The organism is Pseudoalteromonas phenolica (assembly GCF_001444405.1).
Lineage (GTDB): Bacteria > Pseudomonadota > Gammaproteobacteria > Enterobacterales > Alteromonadaceae > Pseudoalteromonas > Pseudoalteromonas phenolica.
Window position 1 is genome coordinate 100578 of sequence record NZ_CP013188.1, and the last position, 18626, is coordinate 119203.

Consider the following 18626-nt stretch of genomic DNA (forward strand, 5'->3'; position numbering starts at 1 on the left):
GATTATTTGAGCTTCATCATAAACACTTATATTTGGTCAATGTTGATTTGGGAAGAATGGATGCATCGCAACAACATAGCATTATCATTCCTTATTGTTTTTATCGCTTACTTGTGCGCGGCCTTGTTGGGTGAAGCGTTCAAGGTCTCAGAAGCACCCTTTTCAAATCATTTAATCTTGGTAGATGTCGCTTGCTTGTTGATTGCTCATCGTTTTTGGCAAGGTTCTAATCATTTTATTTTTCCACTCTTGGTACTTTCTCTGACTTTTTGTTTCTGGCTATTTTCACTTCCTTTGTTAATCATTATTAGTGTGGCTTGGCATCTAGTGATCGTTGGGCTGGTTTATTTTCTGGCTACAAAAATTCGTCAATATCAAATTAAGGGGGGTGGACTAAAGCAGCTTTCGCTCGTATACATGCTTGGTGCGGTGTCGTTTATATCTCTAGCTTTCGTTTTGTCTCAAGGAAGTATGTATTTTATCGCCATAGAACCAGAGCAAGGGTTTGAACACTTGTTACAAACCTGTTCAGTATTATTTTTTGCTTCACAGGCCTTGTCTGAAAATGACCAGCATAAGGAAAGTTATTTTTCTAAGCCTTTAATGCTTATTTGTGCTGCTTGTTTAATGCTGGTACCCATTGCTTGGTTTTCGTTAAGTAGTTTTTTCTTACTCAGTTTACTGCTTTTTATTGCGAGCCGATTACGGTTAGGTGTTAATCAATTTGTGACGCTAAATATACTTGTAACAGTATTATTCTCTTTGCTACTAACCCTATCTCAGCGAGTTACCAGCCTGTCAACGTTGGGTGTTAGTGGCAGTGTTGAGCTTCTGGTTTTGGTATTCGTGTCTTTATTTTTATTGACAGTTTTATTGGCGCATGCACGAGTTCAGCATAGCTTTGAATTCAGCCAAGTGATGCTAGTCACTATCGACGAGCAAGGGAAAATCGTTCATGCCAGTAAAGGTTTCACAGACGCGATGCAGTGTAACTTTGAGGATTTACATGGGCGTTCTCTGAGTGAATATATGAGCGAAGAAAATGCCAGTGATTTACTGAAGTGTGGTGCACAAGGTCAGTCACATTTTTACCTTCCTGAAGTTAAGCTAACTACTTTCTCAAAAACTAAACTTTCATTAAGTTTGTTTGCTGATGTTATCGATGATAAAGACAAGCACACTCAGACAACCATTTCATTTCAAGATATTTCTGACAAATTAATGCTCACTCAAGCTCTGTCAGAAGAAAAAGAGTTGTTAGAAGTAACGCTCAGTTCAATAGGTGATGGTGTTATATGTACTGACAAAGCCAGCCGAATTACTTATATGAACCCTGTGGCTGAGGCGGTTCTAGCTAGATTGACTAAAGAAGTAAAGGGTAAGCCTTTTGGTGAAGTCATGCCTTTATTTCATGAAGATACACTTGAGCCAATAGAGCGAGTGACAGATGATTGTATGAGACAGCGTGAAACTTTAGGGTTACCAGAGCTTACATGTATAAAAAATCACTTAGGTTTAGTGTTTGCTATTCAAGACTCCATTTCGCCTATTTATAGTAAATCAGGTGAAATCATTGGCTCTGTGATGGTGTTTCAAGATGTCACAGAATCTAGAATGATGAGTAGAAAAATGAATCATCTAGCCCATCATGACTCTTTAACTGGTTTACCGAACCGTTTATTACTACAAGACAGGCTAGCGCAAGCTTGTAAACGTGCAGATAGAAATCAGCATGTTTTCGCGGTTATCTTTATTGACCTTGATAAATTTAAAAATATCAATGACTCATTGGGTCATGATGCAGGTGATCTGTTACTTCAAGAGGTTGCGCACCGATTAAATCGAGGGTTGAGAAATTGTGACACTGTTGCGCGTATGGGGGGAGATGAGTTTGTTATTTTAGTAGATAGTATCAAAGAGCGTGCACATATTCATACTGTCATAGAAAAGGTACTAATGACTTGCAGTGGAGAATATGAGTTAAAGGGGATCCAGTTGAATGTAACCTTGAGTGCCGGTATTGCAGTTTACCCTGATGATGGTACTAACTCTGAAATGTTGATGAAGCATGCAGATACGGCGATGTATCGTGCAAAAAAAATCCAAAAAAGTAATTATCAATTTTATAATTCTCAATTAGATAGAGAAGTTGAGCAGCGTATTGAGCGAGAAGCTGAGTTAGTTAAGGGCCTGAAGCATGGGCAGTTTGAACCCTATTTTCAAGCTATTGTTAACGCGAAAAGCTTTACTCTTGAAAAACTTGAAATGTTGGCTCGCTGGCAAACTCAAGATAAATTAAAAGGGCCTCATGAGTTTATTGGTATTGCTGAAGAAGCGGGGTTGATGAATAAAGTAACGCTTCAATTGCTAGAGAAGGCTATGACGTCGCTGGTGCGCTGGATCACAACTTCAGTGAATTTGCAGCTCAGTGTAAATTTAACAGCTGAACAGCTACTAGATGAAGGTTTTCTTGATGATTTTGAATCCTTGCTTGAACGTTATCAAATCTCTCCTAAAAATATTGAATTAGAAATTACAGAAACATCCCTGATTGCAAATTTGGACCAAATGCGACAGTCTTTGGAGGTTTTACAAGATAAAGGGTTTAGTATTGCTATTGATGACTTTGGTACTGGTTATTCAAGTTTAACTTACCTAAAGTATTTGAAGTTCAATACTCTAAAAATAGATAAAAAATTTGTTGATGATTTGAACTACGAAAGTGAAGAAGATGACTTAGCCGTGGTGATCATTAACATGGCCAAAAGCTTAGGAGTGAGTACCGTTGCTGAGGGCGTAGAGTATTGTGAACAAGCAAAGCGATTAGCAGATGCTGGTTGTTCACAACTACAAGGATATTGCTTTGCTAAACCAATGCCCATAGATGCCATTGGTAATATGGTTGAATTGGGTACCGTAATGAGCCAAATACACAGAAAAATGACTTAATCAGGCTAAACTTAAGCCAACGCTATTTATCTATGTGCCCCAAGTCTCGACTTGGATCGAGTTTGTCTCTGACACGGCGTTTTAGTTCTTTTGCCTCAGGAAAACCGCCATCTTGCTTTCGACACCAAATTAACTCGTCATCGTAGTAAATTTCAAACACGCCTTTTGAAGCTGGGGCCAGTGCTACCTGTTGTAAGTCATCAGAAAATGTTGAGAGTAGCTCTTGGGCTAACCAGCCGCTTCGCAGAAGCCATTGGCATAAAACACAGTAATGAATGGTAATGGTCGGTTTTTTCATTGTTTTTCAGCGCAAATTGGTATGATGCTCATATTATGTCTGAAAGGGTTTTGTTGTGAAAGCCAAGCTATTATTGATCTTAGTCTTGTTGTTTAGTCCTTTATTAAAAGCACTAGAAGTCGGTGCTGAGCAAGTGCAAACATATTTACCATTAATAAAAGGTAAACGTGTAGCTTTAGTTGTGAATCAATCAGCGCGGGTAAAAGAGCAGCACTTGCTTGACGTGCTATTAGAGAAGCAAATTGACGTTAAGAAAGTATTTTCTCCTGAGCATGGTTTTCGAGGCAAGCAAGATGCAGGTGCAAAAATCAATGACCAATTAGACAGTAAAACCGGGTTGCCGATTATTTCTTTGTATGGCAAATCCAAAAAGCCAAGATTGGATGATTTGGCGGATGTGGATGTCATTATTTTTGATATTCAAGATGTGGGCGTTCGCTTTTACACTTATATCAGCACTATGCATTATGTACTTGAGGCTGCCGCTGAAGCTGGAAAAAAAGTCATCGTGTTAGATAGACCTAACCCTAATATTAACTTAATTGATGGGCCAGTTTTAGAGCCAGAGTTTCAATCATTTGTTGGTATGCACCCAATCCCAGTATTGCATGGCATGACAGTTGGAGAGCTGGCAAAAATGATAGTGGGAGAGGGGTGGTTAAGCACCGTAACTCAACCTGAATTAGTTGTTGTCGCAGTATCAGATTACGACTTATCAAAACCGTTTGGATTGCCGATTAAGCCGAGCCCAAACTTGCCTAATAGTCAATCAATTGCGCTCTACCCTTCATTGTGCTTTTTTGAGGCAACGCCGGTGTCTGTTGGTCGTGGCACCGATTTTCCATTTCAGGTCTTTGGGCACAATGAAGTTAAGTTGGGCAAGTTTCAATTTACGCCCATCTCGACGCCTGGTGCTGCGCTAAATCCAAAACTGCAAGATACAATCGCTTATGGTCAAGACTTAAGAGCTTATAAAAGAGTAGGGTTTGACTTAGCTTGGTTTGTAGGCGCTTACAACGCATTTAAGTCTGAAAATAAGGTGTTTTTTAAATATCCAAAGTTTATGGATAAGCTGGCTGGCACTGATAAATTAAGAAAAGCGATGCTTTCCGGACAGTCTTTAACTGAGATCAAACAAAGTTGGCAGCCTGCGCTCAAGCACTTTAAACTGCGACGCCAACCTTATTTGATCTATGAACGCTAGTTGTGGCGGATAGCGCGCATATTGTCAGTGGCAAGGCTTGCGCGCTTTTGCCAACGACTATGAGATTGCGTTAAACCTAAAAATAGTACGTCAGTAATGAGTGTACACGCCGTACGAGTCAGTATGCCTGCATGCTCTACAGGTTCTTTTTCGAACGCAGTAAATAGATTTAATTCAGCTTGCTCTGTTAGGGCGTTGTTTCCGTATTTAGAAATTGAGACCACGCAGCATTCGTTTCGTGTTGCTTGCTCTGCTAACGTTACAATACTCTTGCTATCGCCAGATGAGCTGATTGCGATAAATAAGTCATCTTTATGCATAGTCGCTAAGTAAGCGGATGCGCTGATCTCATCAACTTGTGATAATGCAGGTAAGCCTATTTGTTGCAGTTTTAACGCAAAGTCATTTGCAACGAGGTTACTGCTGCCTATACCACTTATCAAAATTTTGCGTGCACTTTTAATTTTGGAAATGACCTGATTAACATCTTCACTTTGGTTTAATTGAAGTGTTTCCTCTAGAACCGTAGTTTTATGCTGTATCAATTTTGCGGCTAAATCAGCAATAGGGTCATCGTTATTTGTTGGTAGTCGTTCATTCGTATTAAGCTGCTTTAAGCTCTGTAGGTTTAGATCATCAACAATGGCTAATTTAAAAGCAGGGAAGCCTTTATAGCCAAGTTTTTGCGAAAACTTGATGACACTTGACTGGCTCACCCCCGCAGCTTGAGCAAGCTCGATAGATGATAGCGTTCTGATCTGCTGTGCGTTGTCTAGCACAAAGTTTGCTAGCTTAGCTTCGCTGGCTGAAAGCTGAGGCAACAATGCTTTTATTTTCGAAAATGATGACATGATGTTTACTTCTTAGATAACGTTGTACCTATTATAGGGTTTTATATTAAAAAAGGTAGTACGTTTATTATTGTTATTTTCGACACAGTGTACCATTTTTAGTGAAAGTGTTACATAAGTGTTTTTTCTTAAAAACGCAAAAGCTTGGTTTTTCAAACATTACTCATTAAGCTTACGTGTTTAATCGTGCTTAGCGAATTACACTTCATTACAGTAATTTGTAGAAAATAATAACTGCACTTAAGGAAATTTATGTCTTGGTATGCAATTTTACCACCGCTCATAGCCATTTTGGTGGTTTTTTGGCGTAAAGAAGTCATCATGGCTTTGCTGTTAGCAGTGATTAGTTCTGAGTTTTTGTTGCTATATACGCAAGGACAGTCTGGGCTACTGACATTTGTTAACAGTGTTGAACGAGTCATTTCAGTGGCAACGTCAGCAGGAAATAGTCGAATTCTGATATTCAGTATCGTGATTGGAGCGCTGCTTGCTTATATTCGAGAATCAGGTGGTGTGGCTGCGACAGTTAATAAATTGATGAATATTGGGGTTGCAAAAAGTAAGCGTCAAGTTGGGTTACTTACCATGTTTACCGGTACTTCGGTGTTTATTGAATCGAATATGAGTGTGCTGACGTCAGGTATTGTTTCACGAGGCTTGTTCGATAAATTTAAAATGAGTCGAGCTCGTTTGGCCTACATTATAGATAGTACCAGTGCGCCTGTGTGTATCTTGATATTATTGAATGGCTGGGGGGCTTATGTGCTCGGACTGTTAAGTAACTATGAGCTTGAGCAGTCAGCAGTGAGCATTCTTTGGAGTTCTGTGGCATTTAACTTTTACGCCATTATTGCTTTATTGATTGTGCTTTACACCATTGTATTTGATAAAGTGCACGGCCCTATGAAAGAAGCCGAGCTACAACTTGAAAAACAAAGCTTAGAAATCGATGTGGGCCCTGCTGCGAGTAAAGCACGGTTTATGTTAATCCCTCTACTGACTTTAATTGTCAGTATGATTGGTTTTATGTTTTGGACTGGTAATGGCGAACTGGCCAGTGGGAGTGGCTCTAAGTCGGTACTTTATGCAACGGTTTTAGCCTCTATGGTTGCTTATTTACAGTTAATTGCGCATAAGCAATTTACCCATCACCAGCTTGTTGATATTGGCTTCAAAGGCATGGGGGAGCTATTACCACTAGTCAGTATTGTTTTGTTGTCTTTGACTTTAGGCGCGAGTTTAAAAGAGCTGGGTACAGGGCAATTTGTTGCTTCTTTAGTTGGTGACTACTTACCTATTTATTTGATTGTGCCAGTCTTATTTTTAACTGGTGCGGTAATGTCATTTACTACGGGGACGTCTTGGGGCACATTCGCTATTCTTATCCCAATTGGTGTACCGCTCATTCAAGCATTGGGCTTGCCTGCTCCGCTGGTGGTTGGGGCGATTTTAAGTGGAGGTATTTTTGGTGATCACTGCTCGCCTATCTCAGACACCAGTGCGGTTTCAGCACTGGCATCAGGATGTGATTTATTGACACATGTGAAAACACAATTACCTTATGCGCTTGTCGGTGGGTTACTTGCATTGTTAAGCTTCTTTGTTGCAAGTCTTATCATGATTTAAGCTGATAGATTAAGGGCAGCTATAGATCCCCTGGTTTTGATTAAGGGTTGTTAGGTTTACTAGCAGCCCTTTTTTATTACTAGTAAGGGCTAGCATTTCACCTTGACGAAGTTGCCCCTCAAGGTTGATATCTGATAAATCCCTGACCAGCGATTTTTCAATCTCCAGCAAAGTGTTTTCTTTACAGTCAGCTATTAACAAGAATTCTGTGTTGTTATCAATGATTCGGCCATGGAATGAACGCGCTTGTGCGAGTAACTCTGAATGTTTTGCTTGTATGCTTTCAGGGTTTTGTAATGTGTGATTTCGAGTAATATGCACTTTATATTGACCATCTTCTTTGCTGTGGTGTTCTATATGTTCATACTGGGTCAAGTCAAGCGCGTACATCTGGGTGGTTTCATTTTCAGGTTGTATCCATAACGCACCTAAAAATAGCAAACCAGCGCAAGCCATTGCCCATTGTGCCTGTTGCCAAAATTTATTTTGTTTAGGCTGGCGACATTTGGCCTTCATCAGCTCAAGGTCTTGTTTCGTTAAACCCTGCTGTTGCTTACGCTGTTGGTAAGCGTGTTTCAAGGTCTTATCAAAATCATCTTCATTCGCCATGGGAGTCTCCTAAACGCTGTTTTAAAGCTTGTTTGGCGTAGCGTAATCTGGTTTTTATGGTTTCTACTTCGCTATGTGTGATCGTTGAGATTTCTTGTAAGCTGAAGCCTTCTAATTGCAGACTGAGCGCTTCTCTTTGCAAAAAAGGCAGAGTAAGGAGTGCAACATAGAGTGCGTTTTTTTCATCCCTTTCAGCTTCGTTACTCACAGCTTCATGGTGTTGCTCATCGAGTGAAGATAGACGGTTCTGTTTCTTAAATTCGTCTAGTAGAGCATTGCGAGCGATTGAGAATAGCCATGCTTTTGGTGTTTGCTGATCACGGTATAGATGGCTTTTTTCTACAACGGTGAGCCACGTTTTTTGGCAAATATCTTTTGCCAGTTCACGATCGCTTTGTCCACTCAAAAAATGAAACAGGTCTTGGCTATAGGTATTGATTAAAATCTCTATATAGATATCTTCGCCAGTCTGTTTATACGCCTCTAGTGGATCTCTGCTGGGTGAAACCTTATGTAACCATGTCTTTAATGCTATCAGCATAGGCACTTTCCCGATTGTTCTTTTCCCTATTGATTGGCTTATCTCGCTGACAAGCCAATCAACTCAACTTATACCAATCCTCTTAATAAAGAATTATTGAGGATTGGTATTTAGCTTATTGCTGTAATTTGAACTCTAACACAACTTGTAAACCGGTTTGCACTATCGTCTGGCCGTTTTCCATTTTTGGGCGATACTTCCATTTCTTTAATGCTCTTAAAGCCTCACGGTTAAAGATTCGTTTAGGTTCAGCATTAATCACTTGCGCATCAATTACATTGCCTGCTTTATCAATTGAAAATGCCATTTCAACCCAGCCTTCTTTACCATCACGAGCAGCATCAGTAGGGTATTTAGGGTCAACCCTGACAATGGGAGTTGCATCGCCATCTTGAGGTGCAAATACTTGTGCGTTGATAGGCGTGCTATCTAATTCAATGACTGGACCGCCAATACTGATTTGAGGCCCCGTTACTTCCGTCGGTACGGATGTCTGTGTTCTAGGTGGTTGTGCTTTAGGTTGAGGTGGCTCAGGCAACTGCCTTGTTTTAACTTCTACGTCTGAGTCAGGTCTGTTTTGCATGATTTCAAACTCTATAGGTGGTTTTACCTCTTGTGGTGCACGTTCGTCACTAGTGATCAAATAGTCCATAAATGCAAATGCAGCCATGGTTACTATGGCACCGATTAAAATTGATGCAGATACTTTCGTCATGGTTTGAGCTGGAGTTGGCATGGTGTAAGTCATCATAATGAGCGCCTCTTTATTGTTTGCTTACTCCTAGAACGACGCAGCATTAAAAAAGGGGTGAAAAAATTTTAAATTTTTTTATCAACCGTTCCACAGTACAATACGTATAGGTTTGCCGAGGAAGTAATATGCAGTTACAACAAATTGATAAAACGCGTTATAGAAAACATCTAAATAAAGTGATTTTTGCCTGTATTGCCGCGCTCACAGTGGGCAGTTTAGGGATAGCACAATTGCTTATTTTATTGTTCCCAGATGCAGATGGTAGTCACTTTCATTGGAATTTACTGGGCGTGGTTGTGACTTCAATTGTAATTGGTTTGACTTTAAAAAAGGTCAAGTCGCACCCATTTATGTTTGAAGTTGCGTATGTGTGGGATCTGAAACAAGCACTTAATCGCATCACACGTAAGATGATGGCTATTAAGAAAGCCTCTAAAGAGGGCGATGTTGACGCGATGTTGGCTATGCAGTTCAGTTATTCTGGGTCTAAACAACTTTGGACGCTAGATGACAACACCATCACGATGGAAGACTTGAGTATGTGGCAAGCTGAGTTAGATGCATTGGCGCGTGAATATCAAGTTGAATTGGATATTACTAAATACGATGAGCGCATTTTAACTAAGTTTTAATGAGCTTCTGAATTTCAAGCCATTATTTTAATTAATGGCATAACATTTTTAAATTATTAGGTTCGCAAAAGTCGTGGCAGAAGTAAGAGCGAGAGTGAAGCTGAATGTAGGACAGCACAGTCATATTCCTGCAGAAATTGTATCGTTTCATGGTTTGAAAGATGGTGAAGAGCACGTTGCTTTAATCTTTAATGAAGCTGATAAGAATGAAGTGCCGCTTATTCGTATGCACTCAGAGTGTTTAACGGGAGATGTATTCCATTCTTCGCGTTGTGACTGTGGTGAACAATTAAATGAATGTATCGAAACCATGCATGAGCAAGGTGGTATCATTTTATACTTACGCCAAGAAGGTCGTGGTATTGGCCTTTACAACAAAATCGATGCGTATGTTCTACAGTCGCAAGGTATGAATACCTACGAAGCGAATAACCACTTAGGTTTTGATGATGACTTGCGTGATTTTTCAGACGCTGTTTTGATGCTTCAGGCGATGGGCTTAAATCACGTTAAACTCATGACGAATAATCCACGTAAACTAAATGCGTTAAATAATGCAGGCATTGAAGTTGATAAGGTTGTAGGTACTCACGCACACATTAAAGACGGTAATCGTCATTATTTAGAAGCGAAAGTGAAGCATGGTTCACACATGTTAGATATGGAAAAAGTACCTGAGAAAAAGTAGCTTTTTCATCCTCTTTTGTATCCGAGAACACAATGCGACCTACTATGGTCGCATTTTGTGTTTTGATAGGTATAATTCCAGTGTTTTGATTAGTTTTAGGTCTTTATGTCTTCAAAGATAAATGTTTTTAGTGCTTCTGCGGGTTTGCAGTGGTTAAAGCAAGGTTGGAATATCTTTAAAACCCAGCCTATGACTTTTATGTTTATGTACATCTTTATGATTGTTGTTGCATTGATTCCGTTGGTGCTTCCTCCTCTGCAATTAGTAGCAGCATTTACGGCGCCTTTTTTAACGATCGGCTTTTATTTGGCCGTTATTAGCAAGCAGCAAGGTAAAACCATTAGCCTTGCCGATATACTTAAACCGTTTTCGATCAAAGGCCGTCGCCTAAACTTATTTAGACTTGGCTTATATCAAATGGGCGCAGTAATTTTACTGACACTATTAGCTGACAGTTTATTTTCTGAAACTTTCGCGCTGATGCAGCAGGCAACAGAAAACCACAATCATGAGCAATTATTAGCTGAAGTGATGAGTACCTTGTCGATTGGCAACATTGGTATATTTTTATTAGCTCATGCAGTGAATTTAATGGCCTTCGCTTTTGCGCTACCTTTGGTCTTTTTTAAAGGTGAAAACCGTATTTTTAAGGCGCTGGGGCAATCTTTAAAGGTGTTTCAAACGAATATGGTACCGCTTACTGTATTTAGCTTAGTGATCGGTGTATTAATGCTGGCGGCAATGCCATTAAGCTTTGTGCCTTTACTGGTTATTATGCCGGTGGCTTACATAGGCTTTTTCTGTTCATATCAGGCGATATTTCCTGCTGATGATGCCAGTGACAATAGCGGGCAGGGCGAAAAACAAGCGTCGCAATCAAGCGCAATCAACACAGGCAGATTTGACGCTTAATGGATGAGCAAACAAAGCAAAAGCTAAAAAACTACGTGTTGTGGCTGTTAGGCCGTCAAGAGTACTCAAAAAAAGAACTCGCACAAAAACTGAGAATGAAAGATGCGAGTGAAGACTATATTGAACAGCTTTTAAGCTGGTGTGAGTCCTTAGGGTATATTGATGAAAAGCGCTACTGCGAGAGCTTTTTACGCAGACAAATAAATAAAGGCTTAGGTCAAAAACGTGTTTTGGCCGAAGCGACAAATAAAGGGGTTGATCGGGCCCAACTGATGACGCTAATCGAAGAACAAGAAATAGATTGGTTTGAATTAGCGTTAGAGACCTACCAAAGAAAATACGGCTTAGGCGATAAACAACTCGATTATAAAGAAAAAGCCAAACGGGTGAGATATATGATGTACCGTGGATTTGGCTATGAAGAAATTAATTTTGCAATGCAAGCAACAATAGGTGACTGATCAAATGCAGCAAATGACTACCGCACAGTTAAGGCAATCGTTTTTAGATTACTTTGCCAAACAACAACACCAAGTTGTACCTTCAAGCTCACTAGTGCCGGGTAACGACGCAACGTTACTTTTCACTAACGCGGGTATGGTGCAATTTAAAGACGTATTTTTAGGTGGCGAAAAGCGCCCTTACACGCGAGCGACTAGCTCACAGCGTTGTGTTCGTGCTGGTGGTAAGCACAATGACCTTGAGAATGTAGGTTACACTGCACGTCACCATACTTTCTTTGAAATGCTTGGTAACTTCAGCTTTGGTGATTACTTCAAGCAAGACGCCATCAAGTTTGCATGGCAGTTCTTAACAGAAGTTGTTCAGTTACCAAAAGAAAAGTTGATGGTAACGGTTTATCACACTGATGATGAAGCATTCGACATTTGGGCAAAAGAAGTGGGTGTGCCTGAAGATCGCATTATCAAAATTGATACGTCTGATAACTTCTGGTCTATGGGTGATACAGGTCCTTGTGGTCCATGCTCTGAAATTTTCTATGATCACGGTGAGCACATTTGGGGCGGTCCTCCAGGTTCTCCAGAAGAAGACGGTGACCGTTTCATTGAAATCTGGAACCTAGTATTCATGCAATACAACCGTCATGCTGACGGCACAATGGAGCCACTACCTAAGCAGTCAGTTGATACAGGTATGGGCCTTGAACGTATCGCTGCAATTTTGCAAGGTGTTCACTCAAACTATGAAATCGACTTATTCCAAAACCTAATCAAAGCCGCTGCGGCAGTAACTAATGCACAAGACTTAGAAGATAAGTCACTTCGCGTTGTTGCCGATCACATTCGTTCATGTGCGTTCTTAGTGGCCGATGGCGTGATGCCTTCAAACGAAGGTCGTGGTTATGTACTGCGTCGTATTATTCGTCGTGCAGTTCGTCACGGTAACAAGTTAGGCGCAGAAGGCGCATTCTTCTTTAAGCTTGTTGCGGCACTTGTTCAAGAAATGGGTGAAGCGTATCCAGAGCTTGCTAAGCAACAAGAGATCATCGAAAAAGTACTGCGTATTGAAGAAGAGCAGTTCGGTAAAACACTAGACCGCGGTTTGGCAATTCTTGAAGAAAACCTAGCAGACCTTAAAGGTGATGTGATCCCGGGTGACGTGGTATTCAAACTTTACGACACTTATGGTTTCCCAGCTGACTTAACTGCTGATGTTGCGCGTGAGCGTTTCATGACAATCGACGAGCGCGGCTTCCAAGAGTGTATGGAAGTTCAACGTAAGAAAGCTCAGCAAGCTGGTAAGTTTGGTGCTGATTACAATGAGCAACTTAAGTCAGAAAAGACAACTGATTTTAAAGGGTACGATGCAACTCATTATAGCGGTACTGTGGTTGAACTATTCAGCCAAGGTGAAGCTGTTAATGTATTAGAAGATGGTCAAGAAGGTATTGTTGTATTAGACCGCACACCATTCTATGCAGAGTCTGGTGGTCAAGTTGGTGATACTGGTTCATTAAAAGTAGCTGGTGGCGAGTTTGTTGTTACAGACACGACGAAACTAGGTAATGCATTTGCACACCACGGTAAAGTCGTTGGTCGCATTGGTGTAAATGATAAAGCCGATGCACACATTGATGCTGAACGTCGCGAAAACATCAAGAAGAATCACACGGCAACTCACTTAGTACATGAAGCGTTACGTCAAGTGGTTGGTGAGCACGTAGCACAGAAAGGCTCATTAGTGATGCCAGATCGTTTACGTTTTGACTTCTCTCATTTTGAAGGTGTGACGAAAGCACAGCTTCGTGAAGTAGAGGACTTAGTGAACGCTGAAATCCGTAAGAACTTCGCACTACAAACAGAATTAATGGACATCGACGAAGCGAAAGCAAAGGGTGCGATGGCGTTATTCGGTGAGAAGTACGATGATGAAGTACGCGTTGTTTCAATTGGCGATTACTCTATCGAATTGTGTGGTGGTACACACGTATCACGCGCTGGTGACATCGGTCTATTCAAGATTGTGTCAGAGGGCGGTATCGCAGCAGGCGTTCGTCGTATCGAAGCGGTAACCGGTGAAGATGCGGTTAACTATGTGTCTGAGCAAGAAGCACAGCTAAGTGAAATTGCAGCCCTTGTGAAAGGTGACGCAAGTAACGTACTTGAAAAAGTGGCTGCGCTTATTGAGAAATCTAAAGGCCTTGAAAAGCAAGTTACTCAGCTTAACGACAAGCTTGCAAGTGCAGCTGGTGCCTCATTAATTGAGTCAGCCGTTGATGTAAATGGCGTCAAACTATTAGTTGCAAATGTTGCGGGTACTGAATCGAAAGCACTTCGCGGCATGGTTGATGACCTTAAGAACAAGATGGGTTCTGGTGTTATCGCGCTAGGTGTTGCAAATGGCGATAAAGTAAGTCTAATTGCCGGTGTGACGAAAGATTTAGTTGGCAAAGTAAAAGCTGGCGAACTAGTTAATCACATGGCAGCACAAGTGGGCGGTAAAGGTGGCGGTCGTCCAGACATGGCCCAAGCGGGTGGCTCTCAGCCTGAAAACCTTGACGCAGCGCTGCAAAGCGTTAAAGCATGGGTGAGCGAAAAGACGCAATAATTGCGATGTAACTCGTGGCATTAATTGTTCAAAAATTTGGTGGCACTTCGGTAGGCTCGATTGAGCGTATCGAGGCTGTCGCCGATATCATCATAAAAACCCAACAACAGGGTCATCAAGTCGTTGCCGTTGTCTCTGCAATGTCTGGTGAAACCAATCGTTTAATCTCTCTCGCACACGAGATCGACAGCCGTCCTAGCAGTCGTGAACTCGATGTGTTGGTGACTACTGGCGAACAAGTGACTGCGTCGCTTTTGGCTATGGCCATCATTCGTCGTGGACATCCTGCAATTAGCTTACTTGCTGATCAAATTGGTATTCAAACTGACAATATGTTTGGTAAAGCGAGAATTGAGTCCATCTGTACCGACCGTTTAAATCAAGAAATGGAACATAACCGTATCGTGATTGTGGCGGGGTTTCAGGGGCGAGATCGAGAAGGCAATATCACGACACTCGGTCGCGGTGGCACAGACACAACCGCGGTAGAGTTAGCGGGTGCATTAAAAGCGGCTGAATGTCAGATATTCACAGACGTAGATGGTGTTTACACCACAGATCCTCGCATTGAGCCAAATGCACGTCGTCTTGAGCAAATTACCTTTGATGAAATGTTAGAGATGGCAAGCCTTGGCGCGAAAGTCTTACACTTACGTTCGGTTGAAGCGGCGGGCCACTATCGGTTACCACTTAGGGTTTTATCGAGCTTTTGCCACTCAAAAGGGACGTTAATTACTTACGAGGAGCCAGATATGAATAAAGCCCCAGTTTCAGGTGTGGCTGCAAGTAAAGATGAGGTATTAATTACGCTTAAGCAGTTACCAAATCAGCCACAGATCTTAGCAAGCCTGCTCACCGTACTGGCTGAAGCGGGCATTGCAGTAGATATGTTGACTCAATTAAACCACCAACTTGATAAAATAGACTATGCTTTTACTGTGCACAGTAATGATCATCATCAAGTTATTGAGCTTTTGACACATAAGCAAGAAAGCCTCGGTTTTGTTGAATTAGTGTGTGATAAGGAAGTGGCTAAAGTGTCTGTGATAGGCATTGGCCTGAAGTCTCATGTAGAAGTTATCGCACAGTTTTATACGGCAATGTCTCACGAGAATATTCGAGCTGACTTAGTGACAACATCCGAAATGAAAATTTCGGCTTTGCTGCCGCAAAAGTACTTAGAATTGGCTGTTAGAGCATTACACAGCACATTTTTATTGGAAAGTATTGAGTAAATTGGTTTTTTTGCTTACTTTTATGACAACTTTTCATTAAAATGAAATTGACGCGGAATCTTCTAATTTTTGGAATAACAGGAGCAATAGAATGCTAATACTAACTCGTCGAGTGGGTGAAACCCTAATGATTGGTGATGAAGTAACTGTAACTGTACTAGGTGTTAAAGGTAACCAGGTACGTATTGGTGTTAATGCACCTAAAGATGTTTCAGTTCACCGTGAAGAGATTTACATGCGAATTCAGGCTGAAAAGTCTGGTCCTGCAACAGGTAACATCTGATCAGCTTTTAGCGAATAATTTAAGGAGCCACTATTCATTAGTGGCTTTTTTTTTGCGCTAAAATAAATTTAACCGTCTCATCATCCAATGCACTTAAAGATAAATATTGTGCACCTCGCAGCGAGTAGATAAGTAGACCTTTGTCTGTTTTTATAACTTTAGTGATGTCTTGCCAATTGAACACAAAGGATTTGTATGGGTTGGCTGCTTTTATTTTATCTTCGTCAATTTCAACAGTTACTTTGGAGCCACTTGCTCTGCTGATCATCTGTCTTGCAACCCACCATGGGCGACGGTAGTAATATGACACACATTCTATAACCGCCAAAATGATTAAGAAGTTCCCTAGATAACCGTTCTCCAAGCCGTAAATTGAGACTAAACCAAGGAGAGTTAAAAAACCAACTAACGCATATTTAGGTTTATTTGCTTTGCCAAACTTTTCAGACTCGTCAAAACACTCCTGATAATAGGGTTTATCAAGGGTAAACTCGTGTTTATACATAATGACTCACATCGTTTTATGAAGTCGATATTTTAACAAAATTTATATCGACTGCGTATTTGAATTTTAAAATGTTTATTCTAATTATTGGAAAGCAATTCTTTGAATGAAGAGAATGATTAATGAATTAACTATTGGTCTTACCATTTCTTTTCTTGTTTTAGCTTGTGGTTCTTGTAACTTTTTTGTCACCTATATTTAAATTTTTCTAAATAAACTTACGCTATTTTGAATATTTTTCATATTTATCTTCCGAATGATGCTGTTTTATCAGTGTTTTAGAGTTAAGTCTTTGCTGTGGTTTGACTTTTATTATTGGTAATACCAATTTACAATGTTGTTTACAAGTTGAACTCGTTTGTTATGATGTTGAATAAATATTTATAAAAAATGATTAATGACGCAAAGTGCGTTGTGAACAAAGGGGGAGAACATGGATATAGGCGCTTTATTGCTAGAAGCTGCTAGCTTGATGCTCACTGGTATGGTGGGGGTTTTTGCTTTTTTATCTATCTTAATTTTTGCAGTGAGTAAGCTTTCACTTGTGGCTGGTGGAGATGAACCAACTAAGCCGCAACGCCAACCTGCTAAACGTCCAGTATCAAACGGCGTACCTAACGCACATATTGCTGCTATTAGTGCTGCTGTAGCTCAATACAGAACAAAATAATAAAGGGGTCCACTATGTCAAAGTTAAAATTAACTGAATTGGTTTTAAGAGACGCACACCAATCGTTGCTTGCTACGCGAATGCGCCTAGAAGATATGCTGCCGATCGCAGAGAAATTAGATAAAGCAGGGTATTGGTCTGTTGAGTCTTGGGGTGGTGCAACTTTTGATTCTTGTATTCGTTATCTAGGCGAAGATCCTTGGTACCGTATTCGCGCTTTAAAAGAAGCTATGCCAAATACCAAACAGCAAATGCTTTTGCGTGGTCAGAACTTACTGGGTTATCGTCATTATGCCGATGATGTGGTAGAGAAATTTATTGAGCGTGCACATCATAATGGTGTAGATGTTTTCCGTATTTTCGATGCCATGAATGATGTTAGAAACCTTGAAACAGCAATTAAAGCGGCGATAAAAGTCGGTGCACATGCACAGGGCACCATTTCTTACACTGTCAGTCCGGTTCACACTTTAGATATGTGGCTAGATCAGGCGAAAAAGCTTGAAGCCATGGGTTGTCACTCGATTTGTATTAAAGATATGGCGGGTTTATTAAAGCCATATGATGCAGAAGAGCTGATCACTGAGCTTAAAAATACTGTATCGGTACCAATCGCCATGCAGTGTCATGCGACAACAGGCTTAAGCACTGCCACATACCAAAAAGCCATCGATGCAGGTATTGATATGCTTGATACCGCTATTTCGTCTATGAGTATGACTTATGGCCATAGCGCCACAGAGACCATGGTGGCGATCACAGAGGGTACAGCGCGTGATACAGGTTTAAATCTTGGCGAGCTAGAAGAAATTGCGAGTTATTTCCGCGAAGTACGAAAGAAATATGCGGCATTTGAAGGTAGTTTAAAGGGCGTTGATGGCCGTATCCTACTCGCTCAAGTGCCTGGTGGCATGTTAACTAATATGGAAAACCAGCTTAAAGAACAAGGCGCGGGCGATAAGCTAGATGATGTTTTAAAAGAGATCCCAGCTGTTCGTAAAGACCTTGGTTTTATTCCGCTTGTGACACCAACATCACAAATCGTCGGTACTCAGGCGGTACTAAATGTTCTAACTGGTGAGCGTTACAAGACCATCACTAAAGAAACGGCGGGTGTGTTAAAAGGTGAGTATGGTTCAACTCCTGCTGAAGTTGACTCAGAGTTACAACAACGCGTATTAGATGGAGCTGAAGCGATCACGTGTCGCCCTGCTGATTTAATCGATGCAGAACTTGATAGCCTTGAAGCTGAGCTAGTTGCTAAAGCTAAAGAAGACAATATTGAGCTGGCTGATGATCAAGTTGATGACGTGTTAACTTATGCGTTATTCCCGCAAATCGGTCTTAAATTCCTTAAGAATCGCAATAACCCAGATGCGTTTGAGCCGAAACCAACTCTAGTTACCACTGAAAAGCCTACGCCTGCAGCAAAACCGGCTTCTCCACAAAAACAATCAACAGAGCGTTACAGCGTGCAAGTTGATGGCAAAGTATATGACGTTGTTGTGGCACCAGGTGGTGAACTTAAAGAAGTGCAAGTGAAAGACAGTGAACTTATTCCACAGTCAGCATCGGTCAGTACGAGCGAAACACTGAATGCACCGCTTGCCGGTAACATTTTTAAGTTATTGGTGCGTGCAGGAGATGCAGTCGCTGAAGGCGATGTAGTCATGATCATGGAAGCCATGAAGATGGAAACAGAAGTGCGTGCAACGCACAGCGGTACGGTTGCAAATGTCTTAGTCTCTGAAGGTGACTCTGTCGCAACGGGCGATGCCATGATTGAGCTTGCATAGGGGG

The 18626-nt window shown here is 41.1% G+C and carries 18 protein-coding genes; 12 read left to right on the top strand and 6 right to left on the bottom strand.

Annotation, left to right across the window (positions count from 1 at the left end; genetic code table 11):
- Positions 1-60: 60 nt before the first annotated feature.
- Positions 61-2949: a sensor domain-containing protein gene (locus tag PP2015_RS17750; RefSeq protein WP_058031789.1), complete on the top strand. Its 2889-nt coding sequence runs from the start codon at positions 61-63 to the stop codon at positions 2947-2949.
- Between the two features lie 22 nt (positions 2950-2971).
- Here the strand turns inward: PP2015_RS17750 and PP2015_RS17755 are convergent, their stop codons facing one another.
- A complete protein-coding gene (locus tag PP2015_RS17755) occupies positions 2972-3247 on the bottom strand; it encodes an Rdx family protein (RefSeq protein ID WP_058031792.1) in 276 nt (91 codons plus the stop codon).
- A gap of 55 nt (positions 3248-3302) precedes the next feature.
- On the opposite strand from PP2015_RS17755, the gene PP2015_RS17760 reads away from it, so the two are divergent.
- Positions 3303-4451 (top strand): exo-beta-N-acetylmuramidase NamZ family protein, encoded by a 1149-nt coding sequence (locus tag PP2015_RS17760; protein WP_058031794.1) that lies wholly within the window; start codon positions 3303-3305, stop codon positions 4449-4451.
- Here PP2015_RS17760 and PP2015_RS17765 read toward each other — a convergent pair.
- The gene (locus tag PP2015_RS17765; RefSeq protein ID WP_058031796.1) at positions 4448-5302 is read right to left on the bottom strand and encodes a MurR/RpiR family transcriptional regulator; all 855 of its coding nucleotides are present in this window, start codon (positions 5300-5302) and stop codon (positions 4448-4450) included. The two genes, PP2015_RS17760 and PP2015_RS17765, sit on opposite strands and share 4 nt — an antisense overlap.
- Before the next feature lie 252 nt (positions 5303-5554).
- On the opposite strand from PP2015_RS17765, the gene PP2015_RS17770 reads away from it, so the two are divergent.
- Positions 5555-6928, top strand: a complete 1374-nt coding sequence (locus PP2015_RS17770) for a Na+/H+ antiporter NhaC family protein (protein ID WP_058031798.1) — start codon at positions 5555-5557, stop codon at positions 6926-6928.
- A gap of 9 nt (positions 6929-6937) precedes the next feature.
- Here the strand turns inward: PP2015_RS17770 and PP2015_RS17775 are convergent, their stop codons facing one another.
- The 3 genes from PP2015_RS17775 to PP2015_RS17785 all read right to left on the bottom strand — a co-directional run bounded on the left by PP2015_RS17775 (position 6938) and on the right by PP2015_RS17785 (position 8829).
- Positions 6938-7537 carry a hypothetical protein gene (locus PP2015_RS17775; RefSeq protein WP_058031800.1) on the bottom strand — a complete coding sequence of 200 codons (600 nt, stop codon included), beginning with the start codon at positions 7535-7537 and terminating at the stop codon, positions 6938-6940.
- Positions 7527-8078: an RNA polymerase sigma factor gene (locus PP2015_RS17780; RefSeq protein WP_058031802.1), complete on the bottom strand. Its 552-nt coding sequence runs from the start codon at positions 8076-8078 to the stop codon at positions 7527-7529. Before PP2015_RS17780 ends, PP2015_RS17775 begins: the two co-directional genes overlap by 11 nt.
- Before the next feature lie 115 nt (positions 8079-8193).
- Positions 8194-8829 (bottom strand): energy transducer TonB, encoded by a 636-nt coding sequence (locus tag PP2015_RS17785; RefSeq protein ID WP_058031804.1) that lies wholly within the window; start codon positions 8827-8829, stop codon positions 8194-8196.
- A gap of 128 nt (positions 8830-8957) precedes the next feature.
- Between PP2015_RS17785 and PP2015_RS17790 the strand changes: the two genes are divergently transcribed.
- From PP2015_RS17790 to csrA, 7 genes are all read left to right on the top strand, one after another.
- A complete protein-coding gene (locus PP2015_RS17790; RefSeq protein WP_058031806.1) occupies positions 8958-9464 on the top strand; it encodes a DUF3087 domain-containing protein in 507 nt (168 codons plus the stop codon).
- A 73-nt stretch (positions 9465-9537) separates the two neighbouring features.
- Positions 9538-10152, top strand: coding sequence for a GTP cyclohydrolase II (locus PP2015_RS17795; RefSeq protein WP_058031807.1), 615 nt, complete (start codon positions 9538-9540; stop codon positions 10150-10152).
- A 105-nt stretch (positions 10153-10257) separates the two neighbouring features.
- The gene (locus PP2015_RS17800) at positions 10258-11064 is read left to right on the top strand and encodes a BPSS1780 family membrane protein (protein ID WP_058031809.1); all 807 of its coding nucleotides are present in this window, start codon (positions 10258-10260) and stop codon (positions 11062-11064) included.
- Positions 11064-11525 (top strand): regulatory protein RecX, encoded by a 462-nt coding sequence (locus PP2015_RS17805; RefSeq protein ID WP_058031811.1) that lies wholly within the window; start codon positions 11064-11066, stop codon positions 11523-11525. The genes PP2015_RS17800 and PP2015_RS17805 overlap by 1 nt, the downstream gene beginning before the upstream one ends.
- A 4-nt stretch (positions 11526-11529) precedes the next feature.
- Positions 11530-14133 (top strand): alanine--tRNA ligase, encoded by a 2604-nt coding sequence (alaS, locus tag PP2015_RS17810; RefSeq protein ID WP_058031813.1) that lies wholly within the window; start codon positions 11530-11532, stop codon positions 14131-14133.
- A 14-nt stretch (positions 14134-14147) separates the two neighbouring features.
- A complete protein-coding gene (locus tag PP2015_RS17815) occupies positions 14148-15368 on the top strand; it encodes an aspartate kinase (protein WP_058031815.1) in 1221 nt (406 codons plus the stop codon).
- Between the two features lie 91 nt (positions 15369-15459).
- Positions 15460-15651, top strand: coding sequence for a carbon storage regulator CsrA (gene csrA, locus PP2015_RS17820; protein ID WP_058031817.1), 192 nt, complete (start codon positions 15460-15462; stop codon positions 15649-15651).
- A gap of 37 nt (positions 15652-15688) precedes the next feature.
- Here csrA and PP2015_RS17825 read toward each other — a convergent pair whose 3' ends face one another.
- Entirely contained in the window at positions 15689-16159 is a 471-nt protein-coding gene (locus tag PP2015_RS17825) for a YcxB family protein (RefSeq protein WP_058031819.1), read from the bottom strand.
- 430 nt (positions 16160-16589) lie between these two features.
- Between PP2015_RS17825 and PP2015_RS17830 the strand changes: the two genes are divergently transcribed.
- Positions 16590-16826, top strand: coding sequence for an OadG family protein (locus PP2015_RS17830; protein WP_058031821.1), 237 nt, complete (start codon positions 16590-16592; stop codon positions 16824-16826).
- A gap of 14 nt (positions 16827-16840) precedes the next feature.
- The gene (gene oadA, locus PP2015_RS17835; RefSeq protein WP_058031823.1) at positions 16841-18622 is read left to right on the top strand and encodes a sodium-extruding oxaloacetate decarboxylase subunit alpha; all 1782 of its coding nucleotides are present in this window, start codon (positions 16841-16843) and stop codon (positions 18620-18622) included.
- Positions 18623-18626 lie beyond the last annotated feature (4 nt).

What these genes read in the sequence shown, in the direction of transcription:
- PP2015_RS17750 (WP_058031789.1), top strand. Translation starts at nt 61, where the DNA reads ATGCATCGCAACAACATAGCATTATCATTCCTTATTGTTTTTATCGCT.
- PP2015_RS17755 (WP_058031792.1), bottom strand. Translation starts at nt 3,247, where the DNA reads ATGAAAAAACCGACCATTACCATTCATTACTGTGTTTTATGCCAATGG.
- PP2015_RS17765 (WP_058031796.1), bottom strand. Translation starts at nt 5,302, where the DNA reads ATGTCATCATTTTCGAAAATAAAAGCATTGTTGCCTCAGCTTTCAGCC.
- PP2015_RS17770 (WP_058031798.1), top strand. Translation starts at nt 5,555, where the DNA reads ATGTCTTGGTATGCAATTTTACCACCGCTCATAGCCATTTTGGTGGTT.
- PP2015_RS17775 (WP_058031800.1), bottom strand. Translation starts at nt 7,537, where the DNA reads ATGGCGAATGAAGATGATTTTGATAAGACCTTGAAACACGCTTACCAA.
- PP2015_RS17780 (WP_058031802.1), bottom strand. Translation starts at nt 8,078, where the DNA reads ATGCTGATAGCATTAAAGACATGGTTACATAAGGTTTCACCCAGCAGA.
- PP2015_RS17785 (WP_058031804.1), bottom strand. Translation starts at nt 8,829, where the DNA reads ATGATGACTTACACCATGCCAACTCCAGCTCAAACCATGACGAAAGTA.
- PP2015_RS17790 (WP_058031806.1), top strand. Translation starts at nt 8,958, where the DNA reads ATGCAGTTACAACAAATTGATAAAACGCGTTATAGAAAACATCTAAAT.
- PP2015_RS17800 (WP_058031809.1), top strand. Translation starts at nt 10,258, where the DNA reads ATGTCTTCAAAGATAAATGTTTTTAGTGCTTCTGCGGGTTTGCAGTGG.
- PP2015_RS17805 (WP_058031811.1), top strand. Translation starts at nt 11,064, where the DNA reads ATGGATGAGCAAACAAAGCAAAAGCTAAAAAACTACGTGTTGTGGCTG.
- alaS (WP_058031813.1), top strand. Translation starts at nt 11,530, where the DNA reads ATGCAGCAAATGACTACCGCACAGTTAAGGCAATCGTTTTTAGATTAC.
- csrA (WP_058031817.1), top strand. Translation starts at nt 15,460, where the DNA reads ATGCTAATACTAACTCGTCGAGTGGGTGAAACCCTAATGATTGGTGAT.
- PP2015_RS17830 (WP_058031821.1), top strand. Translation starts at nt 16,590, where the DNA reads ATGGATATAGGCGCTTTATTGCTAGAAGCTGCTAGCTTGATGCTCACT.
- oadA (WP_058031823.1), top strand. Translation starts at nt 16,841, where the DNA reads ATGTCAAAGTTAAAATTAACTGAATTGGTTTTAAGAGACGCACACCAA.